This window comes from Legionella quinlivanii, from assembly GCF_900461555.1.
In the GTDB taxonomy this organism is placed as follows: domain Bacteria; phylum Pseudomonadota; class Gammaproteobacteria; order Legionellales; family Legionellaceae; genus Legionella_C; species Legionella_C quinlivanii.
The window spans coordinates 350001-375290 of sequence record NZ_UGOX01000001.1; the positions used below are offsets into that span (position 1 = coordinate 350001).

The following is a 25290-nucleotide window of genomic DNA, read 5'->3' on the forward strand; positions in this document are numbered from 1 at the left end:
GGTGCTTGACTGCGAGACGGACGTGTCGAGCAGGAACGAAAGTTGGTCTTAGTGATCCGGTGGTTCTGTATGGAAGGGCCATCGCTCAACGGATAAAAGGTACTCCGGGGATAACAGGCTGATACCGCCCAAGAGTTCATATCGACGGCGGTGTTTGGCACCTCGATGTCGGCTCATCACATCCTGGGGCTGAAGCAGGTCCCAAGGGTATGGCTGTTCGCCATTTAAAGTGGTACGCGAGCTGGGTTTAGAACGTCGTGAGACAGTTCGGTCCCTATCTGCCGTGGGCGTAGGAAAATTGAGAGGAGCTGCTCCTAGTACGAGAGGACCGGAGTGGACGAACCTCTGGTGTACCGGTTGTGACGCCAGTCGCATTGCCGGGTAGCTAAGTTCGGACGGGATAACCGCTGAAAGCATCTAAGCGGGAAGCCTCCCTCAAGATGAGTTTTCCCATGAAGCCCGTTGAAGACTACGACGTTGATAGGCGAGGTGTGGAAGCGCAGTAATGTGTGAAGCTAACTCGTACTAATTGGCTGATTGTCTTGACCATATAACCTGAGTTGTCTTGGGTTGTATGGGACAACAAACAAATGAATGACTGTGTGCAGAGATTATTATCTCGATTGTATTTCGACTCTTTACCGGCCGAGGCCGGCTTCGCCAAGACGAAGCTGTGTCCCACGGTCAACCCGTTTTCCTGGCGACTATAGCAGTCTGGAACCACCTGATCCCATCTCGAACTCAGAAGTGAAACAGACTCGCGCCGATGATAGTGTGGAGTTTCTCCATGTGAAAGTAGGTCATCGCCAGGGCTTTATTGCAAAGCGGCCTTCGGGTCGCTTTTTTTTTGCCTGAAAAAACCATCCCAACCACCATGACCGCTGCAATTAAGACAATGCCCCGCAGGGAGGCCAGCTTAATATACAATTGAGCTTAACTTAATGGCAGTGAGAGTTGAGCTGAGGGCAAATCAGGTCTCCCAAATATTTATGGATAGATTCTTCAATATAAACCAACTATATGTATTTAAATTTTCTTTTTTCTCACCGGGCAATACATGTGTCTCCCGCAATAATATAGTGTTCTGAATCAGCTGTATTCATCAATTTTAGTCCGTTCTGCTGATGATTTTTAAAGACGAATTGCTTTTTGTAGATAAAGAAAGCAGTAATTATTTGCATTAATATTTACCAGAACTATGCTGAGAATAGGCCTATTCACCAGGAGTTAATTATGGCTAAAAAGAGTAAACCGGCTGACAAAAGTGGAAATAGTGCAGCTAATGAAATATCGGATAACGAGCTGGAGAGTTTATCAGGAGGGAGGTTGTCTGGTGCTCAGTATACCCAGCAGCAACAAGCGAGAGCTGAGAAAGCGGGCTTGAAGAGACAGAAACAGCAATCCAAGAAGTAAAAACAATACACTTATCAGGAATGCCCAGTTTCTGCTGGAATTCAGTTAGCTATTACTGGGCATAAACTCAATTTGAAGATTTTTCTAAATACTTATCTTTCAATTTTACATAATGTCTTGCTGAATACTCCAGTTGCTCAATCTCCTGACTGGTTAGTGGGCGAATTTGTCGCGCAGGATTGCCAAGATATAAGAAGCCTGATAAAAGACGTTTTCCCGGCGTTACCACACTGCCTGCGGCAATCATAACATGGTGCTCTACATGAACAGCGTCCAGTATTAATGCTCCCATACCAATCAGACAGTAATCTTCTATATGACAGGCATGCAGAACGGCTTGATGGCCTACGGTAATCCCATTTTCCAGTATTAGCTTCCTGCCTCCGGCAGTAAATGGGCCATCATGCGTTACATGTAAAACAGCACCATCCTGAATACTGCATGAATGGCCGATTTCAATGGAGTTCACATCGCCCCGGATCACCGCCATTGGCCAGACAGAACTGTCATTGCCAATATTTACATCGCCGATTACAGAGGCCGCCGGATCAATGTATACTCGCTCCCCCAGAGTGGGGGAAATGTTATTAAATACTCTTAAATTCATCAGGTTACTCTCGTACCTAAACCATAGTTACCAATTCTTCGGCGCTTGTAGGGTGGATTGCGACTGTGTTGTCGAAATCTTTTTTGGTAGCCCCCATTTTTACAGCAACGCCAAATCCTTGCAGTATCTCATCGGCATAGTAACCAATCATATGTAAGCCAATGATCTTTTCTTCTTTACCCAAGGTAACTAATTTCATGACGGTGGGCTTTTTATTCTCGCTAAACGCGTCAAACATCGGATTAAATCGGGTTTGATAGGTTTTAATTTGCTCTGTTCCATATTTTGCGACCGCTTCCTCTTCACTCATGCCCACACTGCCTATCGGGGGGTGACTGAAGACAACTGAACATATATTGCTGTAATCGAGAAAGGCTTCAGGCTGGCCTCCAAAAAGACGATCACTCAGTCTTCTGCCGGCAGCGATGGCAACTGGTGTAAGCGCAGGCTCATCGATGACATCTCCAATAGCGTAAATACCTTTAATATTGGTTTGCTGAAATTTATCGACTTCAATAAGCCCTCGCGGATCTCGTTTAACCCCAATCTCATCCAGATTCAGCTGATCTGTACGGGGAGAACGGCCAACGGCTGCGATGACGACATCAAAATCTCTGAGAACAGAACCGCTCTGGCAGTGGATACTTCGTCTGCCATCGGTTTGTAACTCAATTTTTCGGGCACGATGATTCGTATGTACCTGTAAACCATCTTTTAGCATTATCTCCATAAGCGTTTCCCCCAGCATGGAATCGAATCGGCTAAGGGGAGCTTTACCTCGTAAAAACAGATGGGTTTCAGAGCCTAGAGCATTGAGTACTCCTGCGAGTTCAACTCCAATATATCCACTGCCAATGACCGCTACTTTCTGAGGAAGTTTTTCCAGGGCAAAAAAACCATCCGAGCTGATCGCGAGTTCAATTCCCTCAAGATCAGCCGGCATGGAGGGCTGACCTCCGGTAGCAATAATTATATGCGGTGCCTGATAAATCTTCCCGTTTACCTCAACCTGATCTGATCCGACAAAGCGCCCATGTCCATTAAGCCTGGTAATATTAAATTGCCTGAAGCGTGCAAGATAATTTTCACGAAGCCGCTCAATGTAAGCTGTCCGTCTGGCGATTAATGTTGACCAATCCAGTTTAACTGAGCAGGGCTCAAAACCATATTCAGGGGCTTTTTCCATGATTTCGGCGATGCTTGAAGCATTAAACATTATTTTTTTAGGGACACAACCCAAATTAACACAGGTTCCTCCAAGATGCTGCTGTTCGATAACGGCGACTTTCGCCCCGTGTTTTGCAGCTCGAACCGCACTGGCTATCCCACCGCTGCCCCCACCAATAACGATTAAATCAAAATTCATCATCTATGCGCCTTTTTGTTAAACTCAATTTAAGTATTTTAGTATAAATAGAATTTGCTCAAATAAAAAATTCAGGTCACTATAAAGCTATCATTTTTTTATCAAATCATTTATGCGGAAATTTTTCCTGATTTTATTGACAATAAGTAGTTTGATAGCTTGCCGTCAATCACAAGAACGCCAGATACAAGGTTATGTGGAAGGTGAAAATATTTATCTGGCATCGCCTTATTCGGGGATTCTGGAGACTCTTGCTGTGCAGCGCGGACAAATGGTGAAAAAAGGTGATCTACTTTTCCAGCTGGATAAAAATCCTGAATTCCTGCAAATTAAACAGTTTGAAGCCGATTTACAGCAAGCAAAAAATCTATTAAAGGATTTGGAAAATCCACGACGAAAGCCTGAAATAGCGGCTATTCAGGCTCAAATTGAACAAACCGAAGCGCAGATTAAACTGGCTGAGGTGCGAGTCAGACGCTATCAGGAATTATATCGCAAGCAGGCGGCATCAAAGGATGTCCTTGATGAGGCAGTTGCTGTCTATCAGGAGCAGGTCAAGCTGAAAGAGCAATATGAATCCAATCTTCGGCTGGCGAGACTTGGGAGTCGAGAAGAGCAGATCAATGCGCAAAAAGCCCAGATTGCTTCATTCGCAGAAAGATTGTCAGTTGCCAAATGGCAGCTGGAGCAAAAGCGGTTGTATGCGCCAGCGGATGGTTTAATTTTTGATACCTATTATCGCGAGGGTGAGTTTGTAGGCAGCCAGAAAGCGGTTCTATCCCTGTTAACGCCTGCCAATGTTCGCATTGAATTTTTTGTTCCAGTCGAACTGCTGGCTAAGCTGAAAGTAGGGCAGCAAATTGAATTTCTCTGTGATGGCTGCGAGACACCTGCAAACGCCCTGATTAGCTATATATCACCAGAAGCTCAGTATATCCCCCCTCTGGTATATAGCCGAGAGAACACCGATAAGCTTGTTTTCCGAATCAAGGCCGATCTGCGGGAGTTTAATAAATTTAAGCCGGGTCAGCCGGTGACGGTGTTTATACCATGACTGTTGAAGCCATTATTGACGTCCATGATTTATGCAAAAGTTTCAATGGCAAAGTGGTGGTCAACGGTGTCGATATGTATGTTAAAAAGGGAGAAGTGTTCGGCTTTCTTGGCCCTAATGGCAGTGGGAAGACCACAACCATCCGTATGCTTTGCGGGCTGCTAACACCGGATTCTGGCAGCGGAACTTGTCTTGGCTATGATATTTTACGCGAGTCGGCCAAAATCAAAGAGCATGTTGGCTATATGACTCAGAAATTCAGTTATTACACTGATCTGAGTATCGAAGAAAATCTTAATTTTGTCGCTCGTGTTTATAATCTGGATAATCGAAAACAACGGGTTGAAAGGGCCTTAGAGGACTTAGGGCTTACTCACCGGCGAAAGCAGTTAACCGGTGAATTGTCGGGGGGCTGGAAACAGCGTGTAGCCTTGGCAGCCTGTCTCTTGCATGAGCCGGAATTACTGCTACTCGATGAACCTACAGCCGGAGTCGATCCTTTGGCACGCCGCGAATTCTGGGATAAAATTCACTCACTAAGCCAGCAAGGCATAACCACCTTAGTTTCAACACATTATATGGATGAAGCCGAGCGCTGTACTCGTCTGGCATATCTGGCCTATGGCGATTTGCTGATTACTGGAACGGTGAGTGAAGTCATTGCATCTACACAGTTGCTAACCTGGAAGATCACGGGTGATGTAACGACCAGCTTATTACAGGAAGCCAAAGAAATGAAAGGAGTGATGCAGGCGGCTTTGTTTGGCAATCAAATTCATGTAAGCGGGTATCAGGCAAAAGAGATTGAAACCGAATTGCAGAAGCTTGCCGAACGCCATAGGGTAAAATGGCAGCCAATAGACTCCACACTGGAAGACGCTTTTATCAGTCTGGTTAAAAAATCAAAAGGAGGCAGCGATTGATTCATCAGGGGTTTTCTCGTTTGCTGGGTATTATGGTCAAAGAATTCATTGAAATGAGGCGCGATAAGGCTACGTTCGGAATGATTCTGGCCATTCCTCTTATGCAATTGATTTTGTTTGGTTATGCGATTAACACTAATCCCCGTCATCTGCCTACGGCCGTTGTCAATCCCGAACCTTCCCAGTTTACACGGCGTATTCTTCTGAGTATGCAAAACTCAACCTATTTTCAGTTTATCAGTCCATCTTCTTCAGAAGAAGAAGCACGGCGGCTGATTAAAAGAGGGGAAGTGCAATTCGTAGTGAATTTTCCTCCTGATTTCTCGGAACAATTGGTCAAAGGGCTCAAACCTGGGGTTCTACTGGAAGCGGACGCGACTGATCCTGCGGCGACCAGCCGCGCTGTGGATGTATTCACGCAGATGGCTTCTCTGGCATTAACTGAAGAGCTTAAAGGGCCTCTGGAAGCATTAGCTGATCAGGGCCCCCCCTATGAACCTCTTGTTCATACCATATACAACCCTTTGGCGATTACCGCCTATAATATTGTGCCGGGACTTTTAGGTGTTGTTTTAACAATGACAATGGTCATTGTAACGGCTCTTGTAATTACCCGTGAGTATGAAAGGGGTACAATGGAAAATCTGCTCGCAACCCCCTTAAAGCCGCTGGAAGTGATGGTCGGTAAACTGCTGCCCTATATTATAGTCGGTTACGTCCAGGCTTTATTGATTTTATTGATGGCCAGGTTTTTATTCCATGTGCCAATGGAAGGAAATATCTTTCTTCTTCTTTTCTTAAGTTTGCCATTTATTGCTGCAAATCTTGCAATGGGTCTGACCTTTTCTACTGTTGCTACCAACCAGTTGCAGGCAGTACAAAGTGCCATGTTTTTCTTTCTGCCTTCCATCCTCTTATCCGGATTTATGTTCCCTTTCCGTGGCATGCCTGTTTGGGCGCAATGGGTAGGGAGCGCTTTACCCCTGACGCATTATCTGATCATTGTTCGGGGGATATTACTCAAGGGCAATGGTTTCCTGGATGTATGGCGCGAAACGATCCCTATTATGATTTTTACTGTGGTTATTCTGCTTATTGCATTTAAGCGATACAGGCAAACCCTGGATTAACATGGGTTCTTATTTAATCTGATTCGAGATATTGGATAACCCGTGTTTCCACTCGCGAATCAATCAAAACGCCCACGTGATCCACTCCAGGCAGTAAAGTCAGGCTTGCAAAGGGATATCTGCGACAAAAAATAATAGACTCCTGAGGACTAACCGAGTCATCTTCTTTCCCATGAATACATAAAATAGGAATTTCACAGCTGTTAATCATTCGCCGATAATTTAAATGATCAATGCTGGTTTTGGAGTTTTGCCGAATTACATTTCGCAATTGCAAAAAAGCAGAGCCGTTTAACCCCAAACGTCTTGCTAATTTACTTACTGGCGTTCTCATCTGGGTGGGTGAGGCAATGAGAATGGCCTTGTCAGGCATGTGTTCTATTTCCCATTCGGGTAATTGATGCGCCAGATTTAAAGTGTTTAGCAACATGGATCCGCCAAAGGAGTGCCCCAATACCGCATAAAAAGGCCCTAACTCATTAAGCGTTTCTTTTAAAATACTTACCGCATCCAGCCAGGTTAACTGCCATCCGCGGGCTTCGCCATGCGCAGGAAAATCAATTGCATAGACATCATAACCCTGCTGATGGAGCGCCCGAATTACTCGAACCATATAGGCCGCTCTGGACATCCAGCCATGGGTTACCAATACTTTTTTCGCTTGCGGATTGCGTGGCTGCTCAAAGCGATGTATTACATGATGGCGGGGTTTGTCTCTCTGTATCACGGCGGTTCGTTTAGAAGCTACAAACTCACAGGCACGAGCTGCAAAATCCCGGTATTCTTTCTCGAGCGGCAGAGGTAAGGGGGTAATAAAAAAATGATAGCAGAACTGTGCTTGTAAGAAATCTTTCACTTCAGTTAAAGTATTGACTATCATGATCACTGTCCTGTCAGTAATTAACGTTTAATTAGCGCGCGGAACCGAGATTTTCCGCTAGCAGGTTAATTCATTCAGATGATATAAGACGTCTTTTTTTATCATTCTAATTCTCTAATTTAAAGTTTAGCACTTTGTTTTATGACTAGCCAAACCGATTGATAGTTGAAAACTCCAAGGGTCTGTCTCAAATCGTTGTTTGCTGGGAATTATGAGAACTATGAGGTTATTTTTATTTCAAATTCATAGGATTATCTTAAGAATGGGATTGGACTTTTAGCCAGTCTCAATTTAGACTTTAGCAATACCTAATGCTTCAAAGGAAAATTTCATGCACAGCTCAAATTATCTCTATCATCATGGTGAACAGGAGTTACATGGTTTTCTTGCTTATGATGATTCCATTGACCAGCCTCGTCCTGCGGTGATTATTGCTCATGACTGGAGCGGGCGAAACGAATTTGCCTGCCATAAAGCGGAGATGCTGGCGAAAGAGTTAGGCTATGTTGGTTTTGCCCTGGATATGTATGGGCATGGACGTATTGGCTACACGACCGATGAAAAAATCGCTTTGATGCAGCCATTGGCGGGGGACCGCCGTTTGTTGCGTGATCGTATCCGCGCGGGTTTTGATGCAGTGATAGCGATGTCTGAGGTGGATAGTGCCCGGGTTGCAGCGATTGGTTTCTGCTTTGGTGGTTTATGTGTGCTGGATTTGGCTCGTAGCGGTGCGGAACTGGCTGGTGTGGTCAGTTTTCACGGATTACTCGATAAACCAAAACACATTCCCAATCAAAAGATTCAGGCTAAAGTTCTTGCTCTGCACGGCTATGACGATCCAATGGTGCCCCCGCAACAGCTTAATGATTTTTGTCAGGAAATGACGGAAGCAAAGGTTGACTGGCAAGTTCATCAGTATGGTTTGACCAAACATGCGTTCACAAACCCGGACGCTCATGATCCTGATTTGGGAACAATTTATAATCCGATAGCGGCCAAACGATCCATGCAAGCCATGAAAAATTTTCTTCAAGAAATTTTTAAATAGATCAGTACTATGCGTAAATTTGCAGGTTTTATTTTAAAAAGTGTACTTTGTATCTGTCTGAGTGCAGAAGCTGCTTTTGCGGCGGATACAGTCAAGGATTTTCAAAGCTGGCTGACAGTGCTTGGCATGGGATCTTTAGGCAAAGGACAACTTGAACCGTTTAAACTCTGGCTGGAAGCGCAAGAGCGCGCAGGGGATAATGTGGAGCGGGCAACGCAAACCTTGCTAAGGACTGGCCTGGGCTATGCGGTAAATCAGGAGACCACTCTCTGGCTTGGATATGCCTGGGTGTACACGGAAGAACCTTTAACGAGACACCCGTTTCATGAGAACCGTATCTGGCAACAGCTATTTTGGACGAAGAAATTCCAGGAGCTTAGTTTTTCAATACGTTGCCGCCTTGAAGAGCGTTATCTGGAACCCAGTGATAATACCGCTTATCGTTACCGACAGTATTTTAAACTGATGGTCCCTCTGGTACCCACGGCAAAACTTAATCTTGCCAGCACCGAAGAGGTGTTCTGGCATTTGAATAATTTCAATGGGCTGAACAATCGTGGTTTTGATCAGAACCGCTTTTTTATTGGTTTTAATTACAAGCTAAACTCCGCGCTCACAACGGAGATCGGTTACCTGAATCAATACATCAGACGTGTGAATACGAATAATTTCCAAGCCAATGTGTTAGCCATGAATCTTTTTTTGAATTGGTAAATGGATGTTTAATTACCGCTAGTCAAGTGCTCTCCCAGGTGTCCAATTGAGAATGTTTACAGACTTATTCATTCGTGAAAGCCAGGAACGTTTCTTTCTGCTAACGAATGATACAGTTGTAGAAACAATTACTCCAATTTGTTCATTTACAAACTAATAGAAAAATGTTACTCAGTTAATGTTTAGATAATACTAGGCGTATAAACTAGGAACATAAAAATGCGTCAGAATCCTTGCTCAAAATTTAGGAGTATTGAATGAGTGTTGTTAGGGCTAGCTATATCAGCCTTGAGCGTGAAGGCAAGAGACGACCTTATCTGTTAGGTTGCAGCGGCGGCGGTGGACACATCTCAGCGATTAAAGGGATTCATAAGTATTTAGAAAAAGAATATGCTAAAGCGGGAATTGATTTTGAGTTTCCCGAGTATGAGCCAGTATTACTGGAACACAAAGGCAACAACCCGTCTCGCGATTTGATCCTCAGAGGCCAGGGGCTGCTATATGATTATCGAATATCTCCTCTGCTAAAAAAAATCAGCGCGCTCACGCCTATTCCCATTATTCCCTCCAAGGAAAGCTTGGAGGATGAAACCAAGCGTTTAAACGATGCTGAAAAGAAGCTCAATCGATACTATCGCGATATGCTGCTGGATTATTATGATGCCGGATATGAAAGTGCAGGGATATGGAACATATTACAGCGTGAGGATGCGGTTACTGAGCTTAAAAAACTAATCGACTTACAAAAAAGCAACGATGATCAAAATTATTCTACAGTTAAGGAACGATTATTAGCTGATTTAAAAGCGGCAGCAATTAAAGGAGAGCCTTACACTGAAATAATAAGCACGCAGGCAATGGGGTTGCCGGCACTTTGTGATGCGGTGATAGAATATAACGAATGGACTAAGCAGTATTACAAGAGCTACAACCAGCTAGTAATTCAGCAATATTTTACTGATTTACCTACAGAGGGAGCGGTTCATTTTTTTAATCCCCTGACGCGCCTGAATAAAAAGCAGCAGCAGCAAATGCGTTTGTATGGCGTTGGAATGACGGACGATATAATTCGTTTTCATTTCCCCAAGGGAGAGCATTTTGCCGGCATTTATGATGTGCCTGCGAAGGACAATCCGATGGTTCGCCCGGGATTTAAAAATCCTGACCTGGATTACAGTCGATATTTTCATGAGCCTTGCAAAATAAGTCTCAAAAATCCGGATGATAGCGAATCAGATTATTCTGTCGCTGCCGACGAGCAGATAGCGACTATTCTTCTCGGCAGCCAGGCGGGTAATGACACAGTTAAATACATTGAAACCCTTTTAACAAATGGCTACGAGAAAATCTTTGTCCTGGGTGGTCATAAATTTAAAAAAGAAATAGATGAAATCGGGGCGCGTTATCCGCATTTGAGTAATCGCATCATTCCTGTATCAACAAATCAGGATGATATTAGTTTAACGCCATTACTGACCCGAAGTAATTTGGTCATTCAGCGGGGCGGCGGAGTTAGTGTGATGGAGGCCATGGCCCTGCCCCACAATCCAGAGCAGACCCTTTTAGTTCATCATGCGGATAATGGCAGCCTGGATGAATCAAGGCTTACGTCTGGCATTCGCTGGGAAGACTGTAATGTTGACCGCCTGCTAAAAGCATTATCTCAGCAAGGTATTCAGTGTAAAAAAACCTCGCCTAAGCTTGCAAAATCACAAATCCCCAGAGCGAGGCTTCATGCCGCGCTTAATCGGATAGAAAATAATTTTAAAGCGCAATGGAGGGACGCTCAGCCCGTGCTGTCCACCCATAACCGCAAGCAGTTACTTGAAAAAAATGAGTATCTCGAGAAAGCCATTAAATTTTCAGCCAGTTTCCGTCAATCGTTAACCTACCTTAATCAATTTATCCTTGAAGATTTTGTGGCCCTTTTATCTCATCCCTTGATCAGGGAAGAGCCAAAACGCCTGCTGCAAATCATGTCAGGGTATAAGCGCTGTACTACCAAACAAAGCCGTGCAAATTGGGAAATTGTGCTGAATAATTTATTGAGTGAGGATCGACTGACCCATTCCTGGCTAAATAAGTTAAGCCATCCTGAAGTCGCTGAGCCTTTTATCACCAAAGAGGTGCTGCGAAGTATCATTTTAAGAATGGTGGAATTACAGCAAAGTCTTTCAGATAAAGAGCTGCATATTGCGAACAAATTATCAGTTAGTATCATTGAGCGGGCCAGCCTGAATGATTTAAAGGGCTTAAAACAATTATTATCCTCCGCCGTTCCACCGAAAGGCACGACTAATGATAATCTAAAGAAATATTACGCTCTTTGTAAGAGTCTCGCCGAACGCCTGCAAACCAGTTCGGATGTGCAGGAGTTAAATTATCTTCTTTTAAATCCGAAACCCGGAACTAAAAGTCGGGGAAGTCTGATTGGTGAGCATGGAGAACCTCAGTCCAGATTATTATCTTCAGCCGGGCAACTGGAAGATGCTTTAAAAGGTTATATTCAAGGTATGCAGTCTGATTTGAAGAATTATAAAAAAAATCAGTTTCGCTTTTTCAGTCCCCGATATATGGTTCATTATAATCTTATGCATGAAAAGCTGAATATTGCTGAAACATTACTCACCAACTTAACCCGACTCAAGCAAAAAGAACTCCCTGAGCAGACGCGGGCAAAATTGATGGCTAAAATGCTGGTGACTGCGCAGAAAGTGAACGAGAAAGTAGTTGATCGGGCGATTTTTGCTTCAAGCGGCAGGTTAGGCGAGTTGTTAAATTCGCATGTCGGTTTTCTGAAAAACAATTATTCAATTGCCTATCAACAGGGATGCGTCGACTTGCATTCCAAAACGTTTACGGCGAACAGCGGGCTTCACTAGCCTGCTGGCAGCATCGCAATTTTCTCTTTTTATAGCTTTTCAGCAAGCTGTATTTGTCGACGGGTTGCTGCCCATGATATAAATCAGAAGGGTAATCATTTAACAGGAGAATTTTGTGTCAAAATTTAATGACGTAACTAAAGGAATCAGCACTCAACTCGCAAAAATGCGCAAGGAAATGCCTGACGTTATGGCCGGATTTTCTTCTTTAGCTCAGGCTGCTACCAAAGACGGCGCGCTGGATAAAAAAACGAAAGAGCTCATCGCAATGGCTCTGGCCGTCGCCAATCATTGCCCTGGTTGTATCGGGTTCCATTCACAAGCCCTGGTTAAATTGCAAACTTCGCGTGAAGAGTTGATGGAAACTTTAGCGATGGCTATTTATATGGGCGGCGGGCCTTCTTTAATGTATGCGGCAGAAGCGCTTGAAGCCTTTGAAGAGTTTAGTGCCTAGGTTCAGGCTATTAGAAAAAATCCCCTCTTCCAAGCAGGGAGAGGGCTAGGGTGAGGGTTGATTTTAAATCCCTCTCTCTAACTCTCTCCCAGAGGGAGAGAGAATTTTGGCAGAATCTTATATAAGAATTGAAATCAGTTTAGGAAGGCAAGCCCAAAACTGAACTCATATGTTGCATGCGCGCTGTTTTTCCTGGAGCTGAATTGGATGAAGCAGCTGGAGCGGCTGCATTCCCCTGGCAGGGAAAACTTTTCATTACACCAAGCCAGGCGACCTGAGACACGGTCATTTTACTTTTGTCGCTTTCCTGACTTGAGATACTGTTATAGGTTTGAACAATGATGTTATTCATCGTCATTGCATCCAGTTTTTTTCCTTCGGGCAGGCAGAATAACTGACGTCCCTGACTTTTTGCTAAATCATTAGCCTGAGTCAGTGTTTCGGCAATACTTTCTGCAGTGATAATCAGAACATTCCGGGCTGAGCGTGCCCAGGCCTGGGATTGGGCGTCGGCTTTCATTTCCATCTGCGGGATATTATTTGAAATGTTGATATAATGATCAATAGTGTCTGCTTTGACCAGGAAAGACAAGATAGATAACATTAGAAATAAATAGGTCCGCATCAATAGTTCCTGTTAGCAGTTCGATAGAACAGACTCTACAAACTCTTCCGGAAATAATCAAGATTAATGAGGATAAACGGGCAGGTAGTTGAAATAACTTTGCAGACATTCAGAACCGCATTCATCGTGAGTATTATCCAGACAAAGAAAAAAAGATTTGGCCCCCCGCTTTCTGGCTTCCCGCATTGCATCATCCAGCGTTGAGAATGAAGCCAGGTCAGCTCCCTTGTGCAAATAATCTGTCTTATGGTTTGCAATTAACTCAACCAGGTATTGATGTAATTCAGTTGGTGAATAAATGAGCCCTACCGGATTGTCTTCCGATAACTCCAATATTCCCTCTCGTGATAAATTATCCATAGTCGCTTTAGATAGAAAATAACCATGTTATAAATTATAGCAAATTGGTTTTGAATTTGACAAAAGCCCGGTTTTTAGGCTAATGACAAGCCTGTTTTCTCTGCTCCAGAATGGAGAACACTTCATTATCACCAATCACCAGATGATCGAGCAGCTGAACATCAATCAGCTTAAGCGCCTGACTCAGGCATTCGGTAACCCGATAGTCTTGCTGGCTTGCTTCACATAATCCTGAAGGGTGATTATGGGCAATGATGACCGCGGCAGCATTCAGTTTGAGTGCGCGCTCCACCAGGGGTCGCGGGTGAACAGTAGCCGCATTGATAGTGCCGCGAAATAATTCTTCATAGCAGATAACCCGGTACTGACTATCCAGAAATAAAACTGCAAAAATCTCATTTTTCTTGTCGCGTAACTGACGTTTGATATAGCGATAAGTTTGCTCTGTATTGCCAAGCTGCTGGTCTTTTTTCAACGTGATAAATTCGCTGCGCAGGCAAATCTCACGCGCCGCCTGTAGCTGCAGGTATTTCACCTGCCCAAGACCTGGAATGCACTTGAACCCTTGTATATCTGCATTAAGAATCGCACGCAAATCACCAAATGTTTTAAGTAAATCCTGAGCTAACTGCAGACAAGAGCGTTTGCCGTTACCAGAGCTGATAAAAATTGCAAGCAACTCCGTATCAGACAGCTTTTCGGCGCCAATAGTTGCCAGTTTTTCGCGCAAATCCAGGGATTGCGCGTTAAACAAATTTGTCATTCTTATTCCTTTATAGCGAGGTTTGTGTTTTGATCGGGGATTATTCTTATCAAAACTGTTCAAGCATGCAAGATTTTGAAGATAAAAAAATACTGTTAGGTGTTTGCGGGGGTATTGCCGCCTATAAATCTGCTTATTTAGTTCGTGAACTGACCCGACTGGGTGCAGAGGTGCAGGTGGTGATGACCAGAGCCGCCACAGAATTTATTTCTCCCATGACCTTTCAAGCCCTAAGCGGCAAAGAAGTACGCATGGATTTATTCGATCCACAAGCTGAACGTTCAATGGGACACATTGAATTGGCACGTTGGGCCGATTATTTAGTCATTGCACCGGCGACCGCGAATTGTTTGGCCAGGATGGCTCAGGGGCTGGCTGATGATTTACTTTCGACGCTGTATCTGGTGGCCAATATTCCTGTCCTTGTATGCCCGGCAATGAATCACAGTATGTGGGATCATCCGGCGACTCGTGATAACTGCGAGCTGTTGAGGCAGCGTGGCGTGGTTTTTGTCGGACCCGATGAAGGAGAGCAGGCCTGTGGAGAGTTTGGCCCGGGAAGAATGGCAGAGGCAACGGCTGTAATCAGCAGTTTACGCCTGCTGAAAGTTCGCCGGCTCCTGGCAGGGCAACATGTCCTTATCACCGCGGGTCCCACCCGGGAAGCCCTGGATCCGGTACGATACATCAGTAATCACAGTTCTGGACGTATGGGCTATGCGCTGGCTGAAGCGGCCTGCATGGCAGGAGCTCAGGTCGTATTGATCAGCGGACCTACTGATTTGCCGCGTCCATCCAATATCGAATGCCATCGGGTCATTTCTGCCAAAGAAATGTTTGACAAGGTAATGGAGCATTTAAAACCAGGAACTTTATTTATTGGATGCGCTGCAGTGGCTGATTATTCCCCTGTAACTGCGGCTTCGCAAAAAATCAAGAAGCAGCAGGGCCAAAAGCCAGTTATTGAATTAGAGCTTAATCCGGATATTTTAAGCCGTGTTGCGCAGTCTAAAAAGGCGGGGTTGGTGATGGGCTTTGCCGCTGAAACTAATAACCTGATCGAAAACGCCAGGCAAAAGCTGAAAAATAAGCAACTTGACTTAATTGTGGCAAATCAGGTGGGGAACGGCTTAGGGTTTGATCGTCTGGAAAATGAAGTAGTGGTTATCTCGCAAAAAGAAGAAATCCATTTGCCCTTGAATAATAAACAGCGATTGGCTGCTGATCTTATTGCAATACTGGCTTCAACTCTTCAAAATGTCGCCTCATCTGAAGTTTCTGGAGATAACTGATGGAACACGCAATTCAACTTAAAATCCTGGATCCCCGTCTTGGGAACAGTATCCCGTTGCCATCGTATGCCACTGAAGGGTCTGCTGGTCTTGATTTACGGGTCTGTATCGATGAACCTATGCAAATTGCTGGCGGTGAGACGGTTCTTTTGCCAACCGGCCTGGCTATTTACATCGCAAATCCGCAATTGGCAGCTGTTATTCTGCCTCGTTCTGGTTTAGGACATAAACACGGTATTGTGCTGGGTAATCTCGTAGGGCTTATTGATTCTGATTATCAGGGGGAATTAAAAATTTCTTGCTGGAACCGTAATCAGGAGCATTTTACTGTGAATCCTGGCGAACGTATTGCACAATTGGTTTTCTTGCCAGTTGTTCAGTGCCAGTTTAAATTGGTGGATGCTTTTATCGAAACCCCACGCGGTGAGGGCGGTTTTGGCAGCTCAGGGAGAGGCTGATGCCTTATGTTGAAAAAGAAGTAAGCCCGCTGGTATTTCGTGCTTACGATATTCGCGGCGTGATTGATGAAAATTTTAATGAGGATGCTTTTTATAGCATTGGAAAAGCACTCAGCGTACGCATGAAAGCTTTGAATCGCAGCAGTATTTTTCTTGCTCGTGATGGACGCCTGACCAGTGAGCGTCTGGCAGAAGCATTAAAATGCGGTCTGCTTGGCAGCGGAATCGATGTGATTGAACTCGGGGCGGTATCCAGCCCTGTGCTGTACTATGCCACTCATCTGCCGCAAGCGGATTCGGGCCTCATTGTGACTGCAAGTCATAATCCAGCCGAATATAATGGGATTAAAATGGTCCTGGCGGGTAAAACGCTGACCAAATCTGAAATCATGGATTTATACCAAATCATCCAGAATGGCCAATACATAGAGGGACAGGGGAAAAGCTCTTTCCTGAATATTCTGGATGCCTATGCCGATCTGGTTGTTTCAAATGTGCATGTCGCTCGGCCATTCAAAATAGTTGTGGATTGTGGCAATGGTATCGCAGGCCCGCTTGTCCCCAAAGTTTTGGAACGCCTGGGTTGTGAGGTGATTCCTCTGCATTGTGAGGTAGATGGCCATTTTCCCAATCATCACCCCGATCCCACTATTGAAGAAAATTTAACAGAGTTAAAGGATACGATCAGAAAGCATCAGGCTGATATTGGGCTGGCCTTTGATGGGGATGCGGATCGTCTGGGGGTAATTACCGAAACAGGGGAAATGATCTGGCCCGATCGTCTGATGATGTTTTACGCTCGCGATCTATTGAAGAAAACGAAAAATGCGACCATCGTTTTTGATGTGAAATGTTCTTCGTTTTTAACCCGGATTATCGAACAGGGTGACGGTGTGGCGCAAATGTGTCCGACTGGCCATTCAATCGTTAAGTCAGTGATGGAAGAAAAAGGGGCTATTCTGGCTGGCGAGATGAGCGGGCATTTGTTCTTCAAAGATCGCTGGTTTGGCTTTGATGATGCTTTATACAGCGCCTGCCGCTTGCTGGAGCTCTTAAGTCAAAGCCCGCTAAGTCCCAGTCAGCAGTTTGCGCAAATCCCGATAAGTGTCAATACGCCGGAAATTAAAATCCCAATGGCAGAAAAAGACAAATTTCTGTTTATGCAGGAGTTTGAAAAGAAAGCAGAATTTCCGAAAGGGCGCGTTATAGGAATCGATGGCCTACGAGTGGAGTTTTCAAATGGATGGGGTTTATTAAGAGCTTCCAATACCACCCCTTGTCTGATTGCAAGATTCGAGGCGGAGGATGAAAATGCTCTGGAACTAATTAAAACGCTGTTTCGTAAACAGATTAATCAGATTAATCCGGGATTGGAGTTACCTTTTTAATTGTTGTTTATTCGTAGAGCGCATCAAGATAACTGGATTCTGCGGATAAACCGGCGTCGTTGCTTAAATAAAATAGCTGTCTAAAAGGCAGTCTTTGCGAGCATCAGCGAAGCAATCCAGCTCATAGCCCTGCTTAAGGTTTGAACTGGTTGCTTCACTCCGTTCGCAAAGACAACAGCTTAATTGCCTGGTTCTATTACGCAACAACGTCGGCTTGTCCGAGGGGTCCAGGAGTCTAGTAAGCCAGATTAGAATAGACAGTAAGTCTTCATGAATAAGGATATATTATGGATCATGGAAATATAGCCTGGATGCTAATATCCTGTGCTCTGGTAATGTTGATGACGCCTGGCCTTGCCTTTTTTTACTCTGGTTTAAGTCCAGTACGAAACACTTTGAATACAATCAAAATGAGTTTTATTTGTCTGGCAATCATCCCGCTTATCTGGGCGGTTTTTGGGTATTCTTTAGTTTATGGCGGGAGTAGTCAATGGCTGGGAAATTTTGATTACCTGGGGCTCGCGGGTTTATTTTCTGCGGAAAATAAGAGTCTGCCTATTCCCATCCCGCTGTTTATGTTATTTCAAATGATGTTCGCAGTCGTTTCTCCGGCCATTATTTCCGGTGCGCTGGTGGGGCGGATGAAATTCAGCAGCTACATTTTATTTGTGCTTTTTTGGACCATTCTTGTTTATATTCCCTTGGCGCACTGGGTTTGGGGTGTTAATGGGTGGTTAGCCCAGATAGGCGCCATCGATTTTGCCGGAGGGATTGTAGTTCATATCAGTGCCGGATTTTCTGCATTGATTGCCGCTATTATTCTTGGGCCAAGAATAGGTCTATCGCAGCAAAAAAATCGCCCTCATAATATCCCTTTTGTGGTTCTTGGTGCTTCAATGTTATGGTTTGGCTGGTTTGGATTTAACGCAGGCTCTGCCTCCGCTGCCAATGATTTAGCTATTTGCGCAGCCATTACCACAATGCTGGCTGCAAGCTCCGCGGTTACTACCTGGACGTTGCTATTATGGGCGCGCGGAAAAAGGCCTTCTGCAGTGGGTGCATCGGCTGCCGCGGTGATTGGCCTCGTGGCTGTCACGCCTGCATCAGGCTTCGTTACCCCTATGGGGGCCATCGTTATTGGCAGTATTACGGCAATCATTGCGCAGTTTTGCCTGGATTTCCTCAATCGTTTCGAAAAGGTCGATGATGCGGCGGATGTTTTTGTCTGTCATGGCATCTCGGGTGTAATTGGTTCTGTTTTGACAGGCGTATTTGCCACGGTAACTATGAACTCCGCTGGTAAGAACGGTTTGCTGGCGGGAAACACTATGCTGATAGTCTACCAGTTGATAGCAGTCATTGTTGCGATTGTCATCTCAATACTTGGCACGGCATTAATTCTTTTTACTTTAAAAAGGCTGATTAACATCCGATCAACCCCCGAGGAAGAAATTCAAGGAGTAGATATCATTGAGCACGGCGAAAAGGCTTATGATCATACGCTTTCACCCTGAAATATTACATGGTTTTATTTGAGTGCCCGTATGAGAGGCCTTGCTCAGCAGCCTGATTTTTTAAGTGGTTCAAATTTTCTTTCATACTCAAACTGGCCGGCGCTGTGGTCGGTTTCATTACTGCCGGCAAATCGTCTGCGTTTTGTGACTGTTGAACAAGAGAAATCTGCTTTAAGCGACTCATAAAATCATCAACTCCGGGTCGTACTTCCGGGTTGGCCTGCAAGCTCATTTGAATAAGCTCTCTGGCCGCTTTACCTTGCGCGGTTTGGAATATTTCAGCTGAAAAATCAAGAGCATCCGCTGTATTGCTGACAGTTGCGTCACAGCCTGCAAGCTGCAGTTTTGAGGCCCAGGACAACTTGTCATCGCCTTGCTGCATGGTCAGCAAGTCGTATAACATGACTGCCAGCTGATAGCTGGAAAATTTATCCATGTTTATATGCACATTGCTTGATAGATTCCCAAGATATTCGGGTGCGGCAAAAGAATAAGTAGTATTTACTTCCTGATATTTTTCCAATGTCCCATCTACTTTCAAAGGACGAATAAACTTTATGTCAGAAACCGCCAGTTGCAATTGGTCATTGACCAGAAAATTTTCTGCCTTGATGTCCGGATGGCCATAGCCTTTCCTCGCCAATAGAGCAACAAACTCTGCAACTTCCAGCGTTCTTTGTAAAGCCATGCTCGCTGAAAGCTCGGGTTCCGCTTTGGCTTTTTGGGATTGATAACGTAAAATATCGCCATTCTGGCAAAACTCAGATACGGTGATCAGATTATTGTTTCCCATTGCTGATAAAGGCGTGACCGCGCGTAAGTAATCCTGTGTAAGAAACTTGCAAATCTCTGGATCCCGGCGTAGTTGGTTAATCACTCCGGGTTTGTAATCATTCCCGTCAGCCATGCGGATTAAATAAGATTGCCCTGTTTCCAGATTGGTGGTCACCCAGTTTTTGTTATTGCCGCCCCCTTGAGGCCCCAATCGCCTAGTCTCAAAACCAGGTATAATATCCATTTGGTTGCTGGATAATTGTTTTGATAGCTCCAGCAGTGCTCCATTCTTGGGAGAGCGGGAGCCCAATAGTTCGGCTGCCACATGCCTCTGATGCTCAAGTTCAGTTTTTTTATCTTCCAGGGTTTCAAAAATATAGTTCATTTCAAAAAGAACGGCACTCAATAAAGTACGCAGCCGATGCTGGGCAACTGGCTTTCTAGTGGTTTCAGTAGGGTGGTTTAGCTGAAGCAGTAGATGACTTTTCAGTTGTTCAAGGGCATTGTAGTAACTGATCTTCGCTTGCTCACTCTCATGCTGCCCTGTACGTTGCTGATGAACCGCCAGCAGTAAGGGGTCTATTTTTTCATATAATTCATTCCTTGCAGCTAAAAAATTCCGGGGCGTTGTTTGCTTCGTCCACTCTTTAACTGTAGGAAGAGGTATAGGATGCTTCGCCAATTCCAGAACGCTCTTCTCGCCAGAAGTTCCAGGGAAAACGCTAGTTTCAAACGTTGAGAGTTCCTGCATCACCAGGTTATTTGAATACCAGTTGAGATAATTATCGATATCTTTGTCCACAAAATTGGGATCATGTTTCGTTTGCATCTCTATAAAAACTGTTTCAGATAAAGTATGTATTTGCGCCAGAAGCATAGCCTGTTCCCGCCTGTCTGATTTTTTTTGATCATACAAACGGATAAGCGAGTTCAGTGTATTTATTTCAGCCTGTTTACCGGACGTTTGGATTGGTGTGAGCATACATACTCCGATTCATTCCCTTAACTACAGTGTAGAATACGGATTCATGTTTGCTATTAATGAATACTCATCCCGGGTGTTCTGTTTTGTAACAACTGTTGATAGTCATGGGGTGCAAGATCGGCCGCCAGCTGATTATGCTCATTGCATAGATCGGTTCTTGCTCCATATTCAAGAAGTAATTCAATTAGTTTTCCATTGCTTTGCACGGCAGCTAAATGAAGAGCGGTATTGAATTTCCTGTCTTGCTTATTAACTAAATCGAAATTACCTGCCAATACCGCCCTGACTGCTTCGACATAACCTCCTGCCACGGCATAATGCAGAATAGTTTGATTGTGGAGCGTTCGATGCTCAATCATCGCCTTATTTCTTAACAAGGGCTGATATATTTTTTTTAATCCAAATAACAGGGCCAGATGCAGCAATGATTCGCCTTCTCCATTGATTGTTTGTAATGCCGACGGACTTCGCTGGAGCGCCTCCAATGCTTCATCTTCCATTTGGGCTCGCAGCAAATAAAACAGGATATTTTCACCTGCGGCATCTAATCGCTTATCAATTTCGGGCAAGGTATGGAATAACTCTCGGTAACACTCTTTTCGCATAGCTATATTGTGGCATTGTAAAGCCAGCATGATAGGCAGTTTACCTGCCATATTCGCTTGCGTGCCTGACATATTCAGTTGCAGCAGAAACCGTATAACCCGCGGATGACCATTGATTGAAGCCAGATGCAGCGCTGAATTATTAAAGCTATTCACATGTTCCAGGCATTTTTTTTTGACCTCGTTATTACTGTGCGGCCAGGCCTGCATCAGAAATCGGTCCATCCCATTTTTGGCGGCATAGCTGAATACTATCAGGGATGAGTCGAAATCAAGGGTTTCATCCAAAGCATTTTTGTTTTTTATTCGCTCATAACTTTCATACAAATGTTTAAGCGCGGTGATAGTCTGTTGGGGTTGTAAATCACTTTTAATATTTCTGCGAAAATAATTAATAATTGTTTCCAGATCACGTTCATTGATTTCATCAGGATTGATCTGCAATTGTCGAAGGCGTGTTTCCCAGCTCGCTGGTCCGAAAAAACCTTTCATAACTGTCCTGTCCTTATTGTTTAAACGAAGTATAGTCCGAAATTAGCCGCAGCGAATCATGGATAACCGAGTTGATCTTCTACGCTTCTGTCTGGTCCTTGTGGGCTCGATATTCCTTATTTCAATGAGGAAGGATAATTCATGGAATGGAGCCAGTTGCAAGTAATGCCGAATTTTTTTACAAATCCATTGTGGCAAGGTACTATTGCTGCTCACACAGGTCATTATAATGTCATTCCCGGAGACAGGGAGGCAAGTCAGGAGTGCGTATGCGAATTGTGCAATGGGTCAAATCGTTTGTTAATAAGCTGGGCGGCCGCTCTAATCTCATTGATGAACTGGATGACGACATTGAAAATAATTTAGAGAAAAATAAGCCGCCTCAAGTTGAGGGTGCAGGAGAATCCAATCCTATTCTGGATGGAGCAAAGTCTGCGCCCGGACCAGAAAAAAAGGCATCACTCTGGAGTGCATTTTCCTATTTCATTTCTTATATTTGTACTGGAAAAAATCTTCCGGACATAAGCCTTGCGCAAGTCATGAATCTGATTCAGGCGCTTGCAAATGGTTCCAGTTCTTTTTTGTTCGCCAAAATTGCCGAAGCATCGTTCACGGATGAAAAATCAATTGAAATAATGGGTGTTGAGTACTCAGTTGAGTCCCTTGTTGCAGCACTTACCTGCATCTATGCTTTAGGAGGACTTGCAAAAACACAGGCGCAAATACTTCTCACAGGGCCCCGTGCCGATACCTTTGAACGAGTGGTCACCGAAGCAACTGAAAGACAGGTAGGACTTACTCTTGAAGAGAGTATTCGGCTCGGGTCATATCCTCAGATACAGCTTATTCAAAAAAGTATGGGTATTGAGGAGCTGATCGAAGCCTTATTCGGCGAAACGCTCAGTGCCGCTGATATCGCTATTTTGGGGAGCGCGCTAATGGCAGTATTGACCCACTCTGCTGCTTTGGGAATCAGTGCCGTGTCCATTTTTACTGCCTGTGGGCTGTTTGCTGCAACCAGGGTGAATACTATAGTCGAGGCAAAATCAGAATATATACAGAAAAATAATAAAGTATGGGAATCATTTCTTGGCGCGCTGGCCAACAAGGGAATAATAGACAATTTTGATAAGAAAGCTGCCACGAGAGCGCTAGTTTCAGGGGTAAATAAAAACTTCGGTGAAACATTAGTTAAAATGGACAAAATAAAGCATAGAACCAGCCAGGGATATACCACAATCTCGAGAACAGGTATGCTCCTGGGTGCTGTTTATGCTGCCTATCAACTAAGAGAAGGAGCGCTTAGCCCTCAAAGCTTTATCTTCATCCTCGGCTATCTGAATCAATTATGCCAAATGGCCCCCGATTTTGGAGCGGCTTTCACACGTCTATTGTCTTTAATGCCAGACTTACAAACGGTCTATAGTCAATTTATAGATAACAGCAAACAGATAATAGACAAACATCCTGATGTAAAAATGGACTTAACTGAAAATGAGCATCCCGCCATTGAGTTTAAAGACATTCGCTTCAGATATCCCCAAAGTGAGGATAATGAGCAAGAGCGCAAAATATTAAGAGGGATTTCAACCAGGATCCAAAAGGGAGAGTGGGTTGCGGTTGTTAGTGCCAGTGGAGGGGGTAAAAGTACCCTTTTCAATTTGTTATTTGGCCATTCTACACCAAGTGGAGGTTCTATTTTTATTAATGGGCAGGATGTCGATGGTATAAGCCTCAGAGAGCGTCAGGCTTTCATCACGTTATTTTCTCAAAAGCCGGGATTATTTAAAGGATCAGTCAGAGAGAACATCCTGTTTGGTGCTCAGGCGCCGGTGGAAGATGTGGATACTGTAATCTTTAAGCTGGCAGAATTATTGGGTATTGATGAGCTTTTAAATCGCCTATCCAGTAAACTGGATACGGATGTGGGTGACCAGGGGCAGGGCTTATCAGGTGGCGAGCAACAAAAGATTGCTATCCTTCGCGGCTTAATGAAAAATAGGGACGGTATTTTTCTCCTGGATGAAATTACATCCGCCCTGGATGCTACCTCAGCAAGAAAAGTGATGGAAGCCTTTAAGCAATATTTCAAGCCCTATGCGGCTTTGATGATTACACACGAATTAAGCGAAGCCAGAGACTTTGCCGATCGGATTATTGTAATCGACGGCGGAAGGGTCATAGCTGAGGGAACCCATGATGAGTTAATAGGAAATTGTCAATTTTACCGTGAGTTATGGAAGGCGGCCAATAAAGAGGATGCTGCCTCAGGCTCTTATAAAAAGATGACTGCAAAATTGGGAGTGGGTGCTAAAAGGGAACCCGAGGATATTGAAATTGAGATCGATGTGCATAGGGGAAGCCCTTTACAGACTCTTCGCAAACAGAGGAAGATAGTGAAGGAAGAGCATACTGCCAGCAGTTCAAGCACCATTACCCCCTCTTAAGGCCCAGGTATCAACACATCTCTGAAAACAGAGTCAGCTCCTCGCTTCTACGTACCCCTAAGAGCCTATGTACCCCGCTTTATGCGGGGTATCCATAACAAGGGTAGTGAATTTTAAAATGCTTTTGCCATCAGAGGCATTACCTGGATCGCGCATAAAGCGCGGTACGTAGGGGGATGTAGAAAGCTATGCTCTTTAGCGGCTGTAAATCCTGGATTACCAGGGCTTACAGTCGATTGAAAAAGGTGAGGGATTAAAGTTTGTCAGCTTCTCCTCTGCCCGTTCTTCGCCTTGCTCAAGATCGTTGTTCTTCAAATCAGGCTTGGGTTCCATTGCCAATGGCGATGAAACTAACCCCTTCTTTTCCTCGCGCGACTTCTCATTGATTGCTGCCGGTCTCGGGGTCGGTAAGAGATTGTTCGCCAACTGCTGAATAAATGCATCGTATAAAGAACGAGTAGGGAGATTGATACGCAGGGAGAGTATATTTTTCTTCGTGTCTTCAACCAGATGGATGCAATCGCCGCCCAAATGCTGTTGATTTTTAAATGAATTGAACTCTTTAACAATTGCGACCATAAATTTTTTTAATTCGTTTCTTTGCTTTTCAGATAGAGTATCCGGGTCGCATTGCAGCTTGATAGTCAGCGTCATCGATTCAGGATCATTATTGACCAGCAATAAGCCTTGCTCGATCAACTCAGCAATGATCTCGGGATCAAATAATTCGTCATCTGATTCAGATTCGTCGATATTCTCTATTGGATTAAACTCAACCAGGAAATCTTCATCATCGGCTAAGGGAGATAAGTTTGTCAGGGATAACTCAAGGCTTTGGCTGCTGGCATTCTCTGATGACTCTTCAGCCCCACCGCCACCACCACCGCCTCCGCCATGGCCAAAACAACGGGGAGTTGGCGCAATTTCTTTAAAACAGGTCTTGCAGCGTACTTTGGCTGACTCCGCAGCCGCTTCTTTATCTTCTTCACTTTTCCTGAATCGTTGTAAAATCATGGTAATGGAGGAGCTTGAGGCGTTTTCGCTCAGGTTAGCTGTCGTCTTTTGTTGGGCTTCTGGCATAGGGCATCCTGAATGAAATTAATGGGCAATGTTTGA

The 25290-nt window shown here is 44.5% G+C and carries 22 protein-coding genes and 2 rRNA genes (1 of these 24 cut by a window edge); 15 read left to right on the top strand and 9 right to left on the bottom strand.

Annotated elements, in window-relative coordinates; all coding sequences use genetic code 11:
* The 3 genes from DYH61_RS01610 to DYH61_RS01620 form a co-directional block, all read left to right on the top strand.
* Nucleotides 1-550: ribosomal RNA gene (locus DYH61_RS01610) — 23S ribosomal RNA — on the top strand (it extends 2346 nt beyond the left edge of the window).
* Nucleotides 551-696: 146 nt separating this feature from the next.
* Nucleotides 697-812 (top strand): 5S ribosomal RNA (gene rrf, locus DYH61_RS01615).
* Nucleotides 813-1233: 421 nt separating this feature from the next.
* Complete coding sequence (locus DYH61_RS01620) at nucleotides 1234-1413, top strand: hypothetical protein (protein WP_058508011.1); 180 nt, start codon at nucleotides 1234-1236, stop codon at nucleotides 1411-1413.
* Nucleotides 1414-1480: 67 nt separating this feature from the next.
* On the opposite strand, the gene DYH61_RS01625 is transcribed toward DYH61_RS01620, so the two are convergent.
* Both DYH61_RS01625 and gorA read right to left on the bottom strand, forming a co-directional pair.
* Nucleotides 1481-2020: a gamma carbonic anhydrase family protein gene (locus tag DYH61_RS01625; protein WP_058508012.1), complete on the bottom strand. Its 540-nt coding sequence runs from the start codon at nucleotides 2018-2020 to the stop codon at nucleotides 1481-1483.
* Nucleotides 2021-2036: 16 nt separating this feature from the next.
* Nucleotides 2037-3389 (bottom strand): glutathione-disulfide reductase, encoded by a 1353-nt coding sequence (gene gorA / locus DYH61_RS01630; RefSeq protein ID WP_058508013.1) that lies wholly within the window; start codon nucleotides 3387-3389, stop codon nucleotides 2037-2039.
* A gap of 109 nt (nucleotides 3390-3498) precedes the next feature.
* Between gorA and DYH61_RS01635 the strand changes: the two genes are divergently transcribed.
* From DYH61_RS01635 to DYH61_RS01645, 3 genes are read left to right on the top strand one after another with little or no spacing between them, the layout of a single operon-like run.
* Nucleotides 3499-4440: an HlyD family secretion protein gene (locus tag DYH61_RS01635; RefSeq protein WP_058508014.1), complete on the top strand. Its 942-nt coding sequence runs from the start codon at nucleotides 3499-3501 to the stop codon at nucleotides 4438-4440.
* A complete protein-coding gene (locus tag DYH61_RS01640) occupies nucleotides 4437-5363 on the top strand; it encodes an ABC transporter ATP-binding protein (protein ID WP_058508015.1) in 927 nt (308 codons plus the stop codon). The genes DYH61_RS01635 and DYH61_RS01640 overlap by 4 nt, the downstream gene beginning before the upstream one ends.
* Nucleotides 5360-6493: an ABC transporter permease gene (locus DYH61_RS01645; protein WP_234999853.1), complete on the top strand. Its 1134-nt coding sequence runs from the start codon at nucleotides 5360-5362 to the stop codon at nucleotides 6491-6493. Before DYH61_RS01640 ends, DYH61_RS01645 begins: the two co-directional genes overlap by 4 nt.
* A gap of 13 nt (nucleotides 6494-6506) precedes the next feature.
* Here DYH61_RS01645 and DYH61_RS01650 read toward each other — a convergent pair whose 3' ends face one another.
* A complete protein-coding gene (locus DYH61_RS01650) occupies nucleotides 6507-7373 on the bottom strand; it encodes an alpha/beta hydrolase (RefSeq protein WP_058508016.1) in 867 nt (288 codons plus the stop codon).
* 331 nt (nucleotides 7374-7704) lie between these two features.
* Here DYH61_RS01650 and DYH61_RS01655 point away from each other — a divergent pair, with 331 nt between their 5' ends.
* The 4 genes from DYH61_RS01655 to DYH61_RS01670 all read left to right on the top strand — a co-directional run bounded on the left by DYH61_RS01655 (nucleotide 7705) and on the right by DYH61_RS01670 (nucleotide 12471).
* Nucleotides 7705-8421 (top strand): dienelactone hydrolase family protein, encoded by a 717-nt coding sequence (locus DYH61_RS01655; RefSeq protein WP_058508017.1) that lies wholly within the window; start codon nucleotides 7705-7707, stop codon nucleotides 8419-8421.
* Nucleotides 8422-8430: 9 nt separating this feature from the next.
* Complete coding sequence (locus tag DYH61_RS01660; RefSeq protein WP_058508018.1) at nucleotides 8431-9135, top strand: DUF2490 domain-containing protein; 705 nt, start codon at nucleotides 8431-8433, stop codon at nucleotides 9133-9135.
* A gap of 257 nt (nucleotides 9136-9392) precedes the next feature.
* Nucleotides 9393-12017 carry a glycosyltransferase family protein gene (locus DYH61_RS01665; protein WP_058508019.1) on the top strand — a complete coding sequence of 875 codons (2625 nt, stop codon included), beginning with the start codon at nucleotides 9393-9395 and terminating at the stop codon, nucleotides 12015-12017.
* Nucleotides 12018-12183: 166 nt separating this feature from the next.
* Nucleotides 12184-12471, top strand: coding sequence for a carboxymuconolactone decarboxylase family protein (locus DYH61_RS01670; RefSeq protein WP_058508053.1), 288 nt, complete (start codon nucleotides 12184-12186; stop codon nucleotides 12469-12471).
* A 139-nt stretch (nucleotides 12472-12610) separates the two neighbouring features.
* Here the strand turns inward: DYH61_RS01670 and DYH61_RS01675 are convergent, their stop codons facing one another.
* The 3 genes from DYH61_RS01675 to radC form a co-directional block, all read right to left on the bottom strand.
* Nucleotides 12611-13096, bottom strand: coding sequence for a hypothetical protein (locus DYH61_RS01675; protein WP_058508020.1), 486 nt, complete (start codon nucleotides 13094-13096; stop codon nucleotides 12611-12613).
* A 63-nt stretch (nucleotides 13097-13159) separates the two neighbouring features.
* Nucleotides 13160-13456 (bottom strand): hypothetical protein, encoded by a 297-nt coding sequence (locus DYH61_RS01680; protein WP_058508021.1) that lies wholly within the window; start codon nucleotides 13454-13456, stop codon nucleotides 13160-13162.
* A gap of 79 nt (nucleotides 13457-13535) precedes the next feature.
* Nucleotides 13536-14219: a RadC family protein gene (gene radC / locus DYH61_RS01685; RefSeq protein ID WP_058508022.1), complete on the bottom strand. Its 684-nt coding sequence runs from the start codon at nucleotides 14217-14219 to the stop codon at nucleotides 13536-13538.
* Between the two features lie 65 nt (nucleotides 14220-14284).
* Here radC and coaBC point away from each other — a divergent pair, with 65 nt between their 5' ends.
* The 4 genes from coaBC to DYH61_RS01705 all read left to right on the top strand — a co-directional run bounded on the left by coaBC (nucleotide 14285) and on the right by DYH61_RS01705 (nucleotide 18871).
* Nucleotides 14285-15511: a bifunctional phosphopantothenoylcysteine decarboxylase/phosphopantothenate--cysteine ligase CoaBC gene (gene coaBC, locus DYH61_RS01690; protein WP_058508023.1), complete on the top strand. Its 1227-nt coding sequence runs from the start codon at nucleotides 14285-14287 to the stop codon at nucleotides 15509-15511.
* A complete protein-coding gene (dut, locus tag DYH61_RS01695) occupies nucleotides 15511-15969 on the top strand; it encodes a dUTP diphosphatase (protein WP_058508024.1) in 459 nt (152 codons plus the stop codon). The genes coaBC and dut overlap by 1 nt, the downstream gene beginning before the upstream one ends.
* Nucleotides 15969-17357, top strand: coding sequence for a phosphomannomutase/phosphoglucomutase (locus tag DYH61_RS01700; RefSeq protein WP_058508025.1), 1389 nt, complete (start codon nucleotides 15969-15971; stop codon nucleotides 17355-17357). The genes dut and DYH61_RS01700 overlap by 1 nt, the downstream gene beginning before the upstream one ends.
* A 287-nt stretch (nucleotides 17358-17644) precedes the next feature.
* A complete protein-coding gene (locus tag DYH61_RS01705) occupies nucleotides 17645-18871 on the top strand; it encodes an ammonium transporter (protein ID WP_058508026.1) in 1227 nt (408 codons plus the stop codon).
* Nucleotides 18872-18875: 4 nt separating this feature from the next.
* On the opposite strand, the gene DYH61_RS01710 is transcribed toward DYH61_RS01705, so the two are convergent.
* Both DYH61_RS01710 and DYH61_RS01715 read right to left on the bottom strand, forming a co-directional pair.
* A complete protein-coding gene (locus DYH61_RS01710; protein WP_058508027.1) occupies nucleotides 18876-20627 on the bottom strand; it encodes a protein kinase domain-containing protein in 1752 nt (583 codons plus the stop codon).
* Between the two features lie 56 nt (nucleotides 20628-20683).
* Nucleotides 20684-21727, bottom strand: a complete 1044-nt coding sequence (locus DYH61_RS01715; RefSeq protein WP_058508028.1) for an ankyrin repeat domain-containing protein — start codon at nucleotides 21725-21727, stop codon at nucleotides 20684-20686.
* A gap of 269 nt (nucleotides 21728-21996) precedes the next feature.
* Between DYH61_RS01715 and DYH61_RS01720 the strand changes: the two genes are divergently transcribed.
* Nucleotides 21997-24174 (top strand): ATP-binding cassette domain-containing protein, encoded by a 2178-nt coding sequence (locus DYH61_RS01720; RefSeq protein WP_058508029.1) that lies wholly within the window; start codon nucleotides 21997-21999, stop codon nucleotides 24172-24174.
* Between the two features lie 216 nt (nucleotides 24175-24390).
* Here the strand turns inward: DYH61_RS01720 and DYH61_RS01725 are convergent, their stop codons facing one another.
* The gene (locus DYH61_RS01725; protein ID WP_058508030.1) at nucleotides 24391-25254 is read right to left on the bottom strand and encodes a hypothetical protein; all 864 of its coding nucleotides are present in this window, start codon (nucleotides 25252-25254) and stop codon (nucleotides 24391-24393) included.
* Nucleotides 25255-25290 lie beyond the last annotated feature (36 nt).

Excerpts from the sequence above, each read along its gene's own strand:
- DYH61_RS01620 (WP_058508011.1), top strand. The coding sequence starts at position 1,234 with ATGGCTAAAAAGAGTAAACCGGCTGACAAAAGTGGAAATAGTGCAGCT.
- DYH61_RS01625 (WP_058508012.1), bottom strand. The coding sequence starts at position 2,020 with ATGAATTTAAGAGTATTTAATAACATTTCCCCCACTCTGGGGGAGCGA.
- gorA (WP_058508013.1), bottom strand. The coding sequence starts at position 3,389 with ATGATGAATTTTGATTTAATCGTTATTGGTGGGGGCAGCGGTGGGATA.
- DYH61_RS01635 (WP_058508014.1), top strand. The coding sequence starts at position 3,499 with ATGCGGAAATTTTTCCTGATTTTATTGACAATAAGTAGTTTGATAGCT.
- DYH61_RS01640 (WP_058508015.1), top strand. The coding sequence starts at position 4,437 with ATGACTGTTGAAGCCATTATTGACGTCCATGATTTATGCAAAAGTTTC.
- DYH61_RS01650 (WP_058508016.1), bottom strand. The coding sequence starts at position 7,373 with ATGATAGTCAATACTTTAACTGAAGTGAAAGATTTCTTACAAGCACAG.
- DYH61_RS01655 (WP_058508017.1), top strand. The coding sequence starts at position 7,705 with ATGCACAGCTCAAATTATCTCTATCATCATGGTGAACAGGAGTTACAT.
- DYH61_RS01660 (WP_058508018.1), top strand. The coding sequence starts at position 8,431 with ATGCGTAAATTTGCAGGTTTTATTTTAAAAAGTGTACTTTGTATCTGT.
- DYH61_RS01665 (WP_058508019.1), top strand. The coding sequence starts at position 9,393 with ATGAGTGTTGTTAGGGCTAGCTATATCAGCCTTGAGCGTGAAGGCAAG.
- DYH61_RS01670 (WP_058508053.1), top strand. The coding sequence starts at position 12,184 with ATGCGCAAGGAAATGCCTGACGTTATGGCCGGATTTTCTTCTTTAGCT.
- DYH61_RS01675 (WP_058508020.1), bottom strand. The coding sequence starts at position 13,096 with ATGCGGACCTATTTATTTCTAATGTTATCTATCTTGTCTTTCCTGGTC.
- DYH61_RS01680 (WP_058508021.1), bottom strand. The coding sequence starts at position 13,456 with ATGGATAATTTATCACGAGAGGGAATATTGGAGTTATCGGAAGACAAT.
- radC (WP_058508022.1), bottom strand. The coding sequence starts at position 14,219 with ATGACAAATTTGTTTAACGCGCAATCCCTGGATTTGCGCGAAAAACTG.
- coaBC (WP_058508023.1), top strand. The coding sequence starts at position 14,285 with ATGCAAGATTTTGAAGATAAAAAAATACTGTTAGGTGTTTGCGGGGGT.
- dut (WP_058508024.1), top strand. The coding sequence starts at position 15,511 with ATGGAACACGCAATTCAACTTAAAATCCTGGATCCCCGTCTTGGGAAC.
- DYH61_RS01700 (WP_058508025.1), top strand. The coding sequence starts at position 15,969 with ATGCCTTATGTTGAAAAAGAAGTAAGCCCGCTGGTATTTCGTGCTTAC.
- DYH61_RS01705 (WP_058508026.1), top strand. The coding sequence starts at position 17,645 with ATGGATCATGGAAATATAGCCTGGATGCTAATATCCTGTGCTCTGGTA.
- DYH61_RS01710 (WP_058508027.1), bottom strand. The coding sequence starts at position 20,627 with ATGCTCACACCAATCCAAACGTCCGGTAAACAGGCTGAAATAAATACA.
- DYH61_RS01715 (WP_058508028.1), bottom strand. The coding sequence starts at position 21,727 with ATGAAAGGTTTTTTCGGACCAGCGAGCTGGGAAACACGCCTTCGACAA.
- DYH61_RS01720 (WP_058508029.1), top strand. The coding sequence starts at position 21,997 with ATGCGAATTGTGCAATGGGTCAAATCGTTTGTTAATAAGCTGGGCGGC.
- DYH61_RS01725 (WP_058508030.1), bottom strand. The coding sequence starts at position 25,254 with ATGCCAGAAGCCCAACAAAAGACGACAGCTAACCTGAGCGAAAACGCC.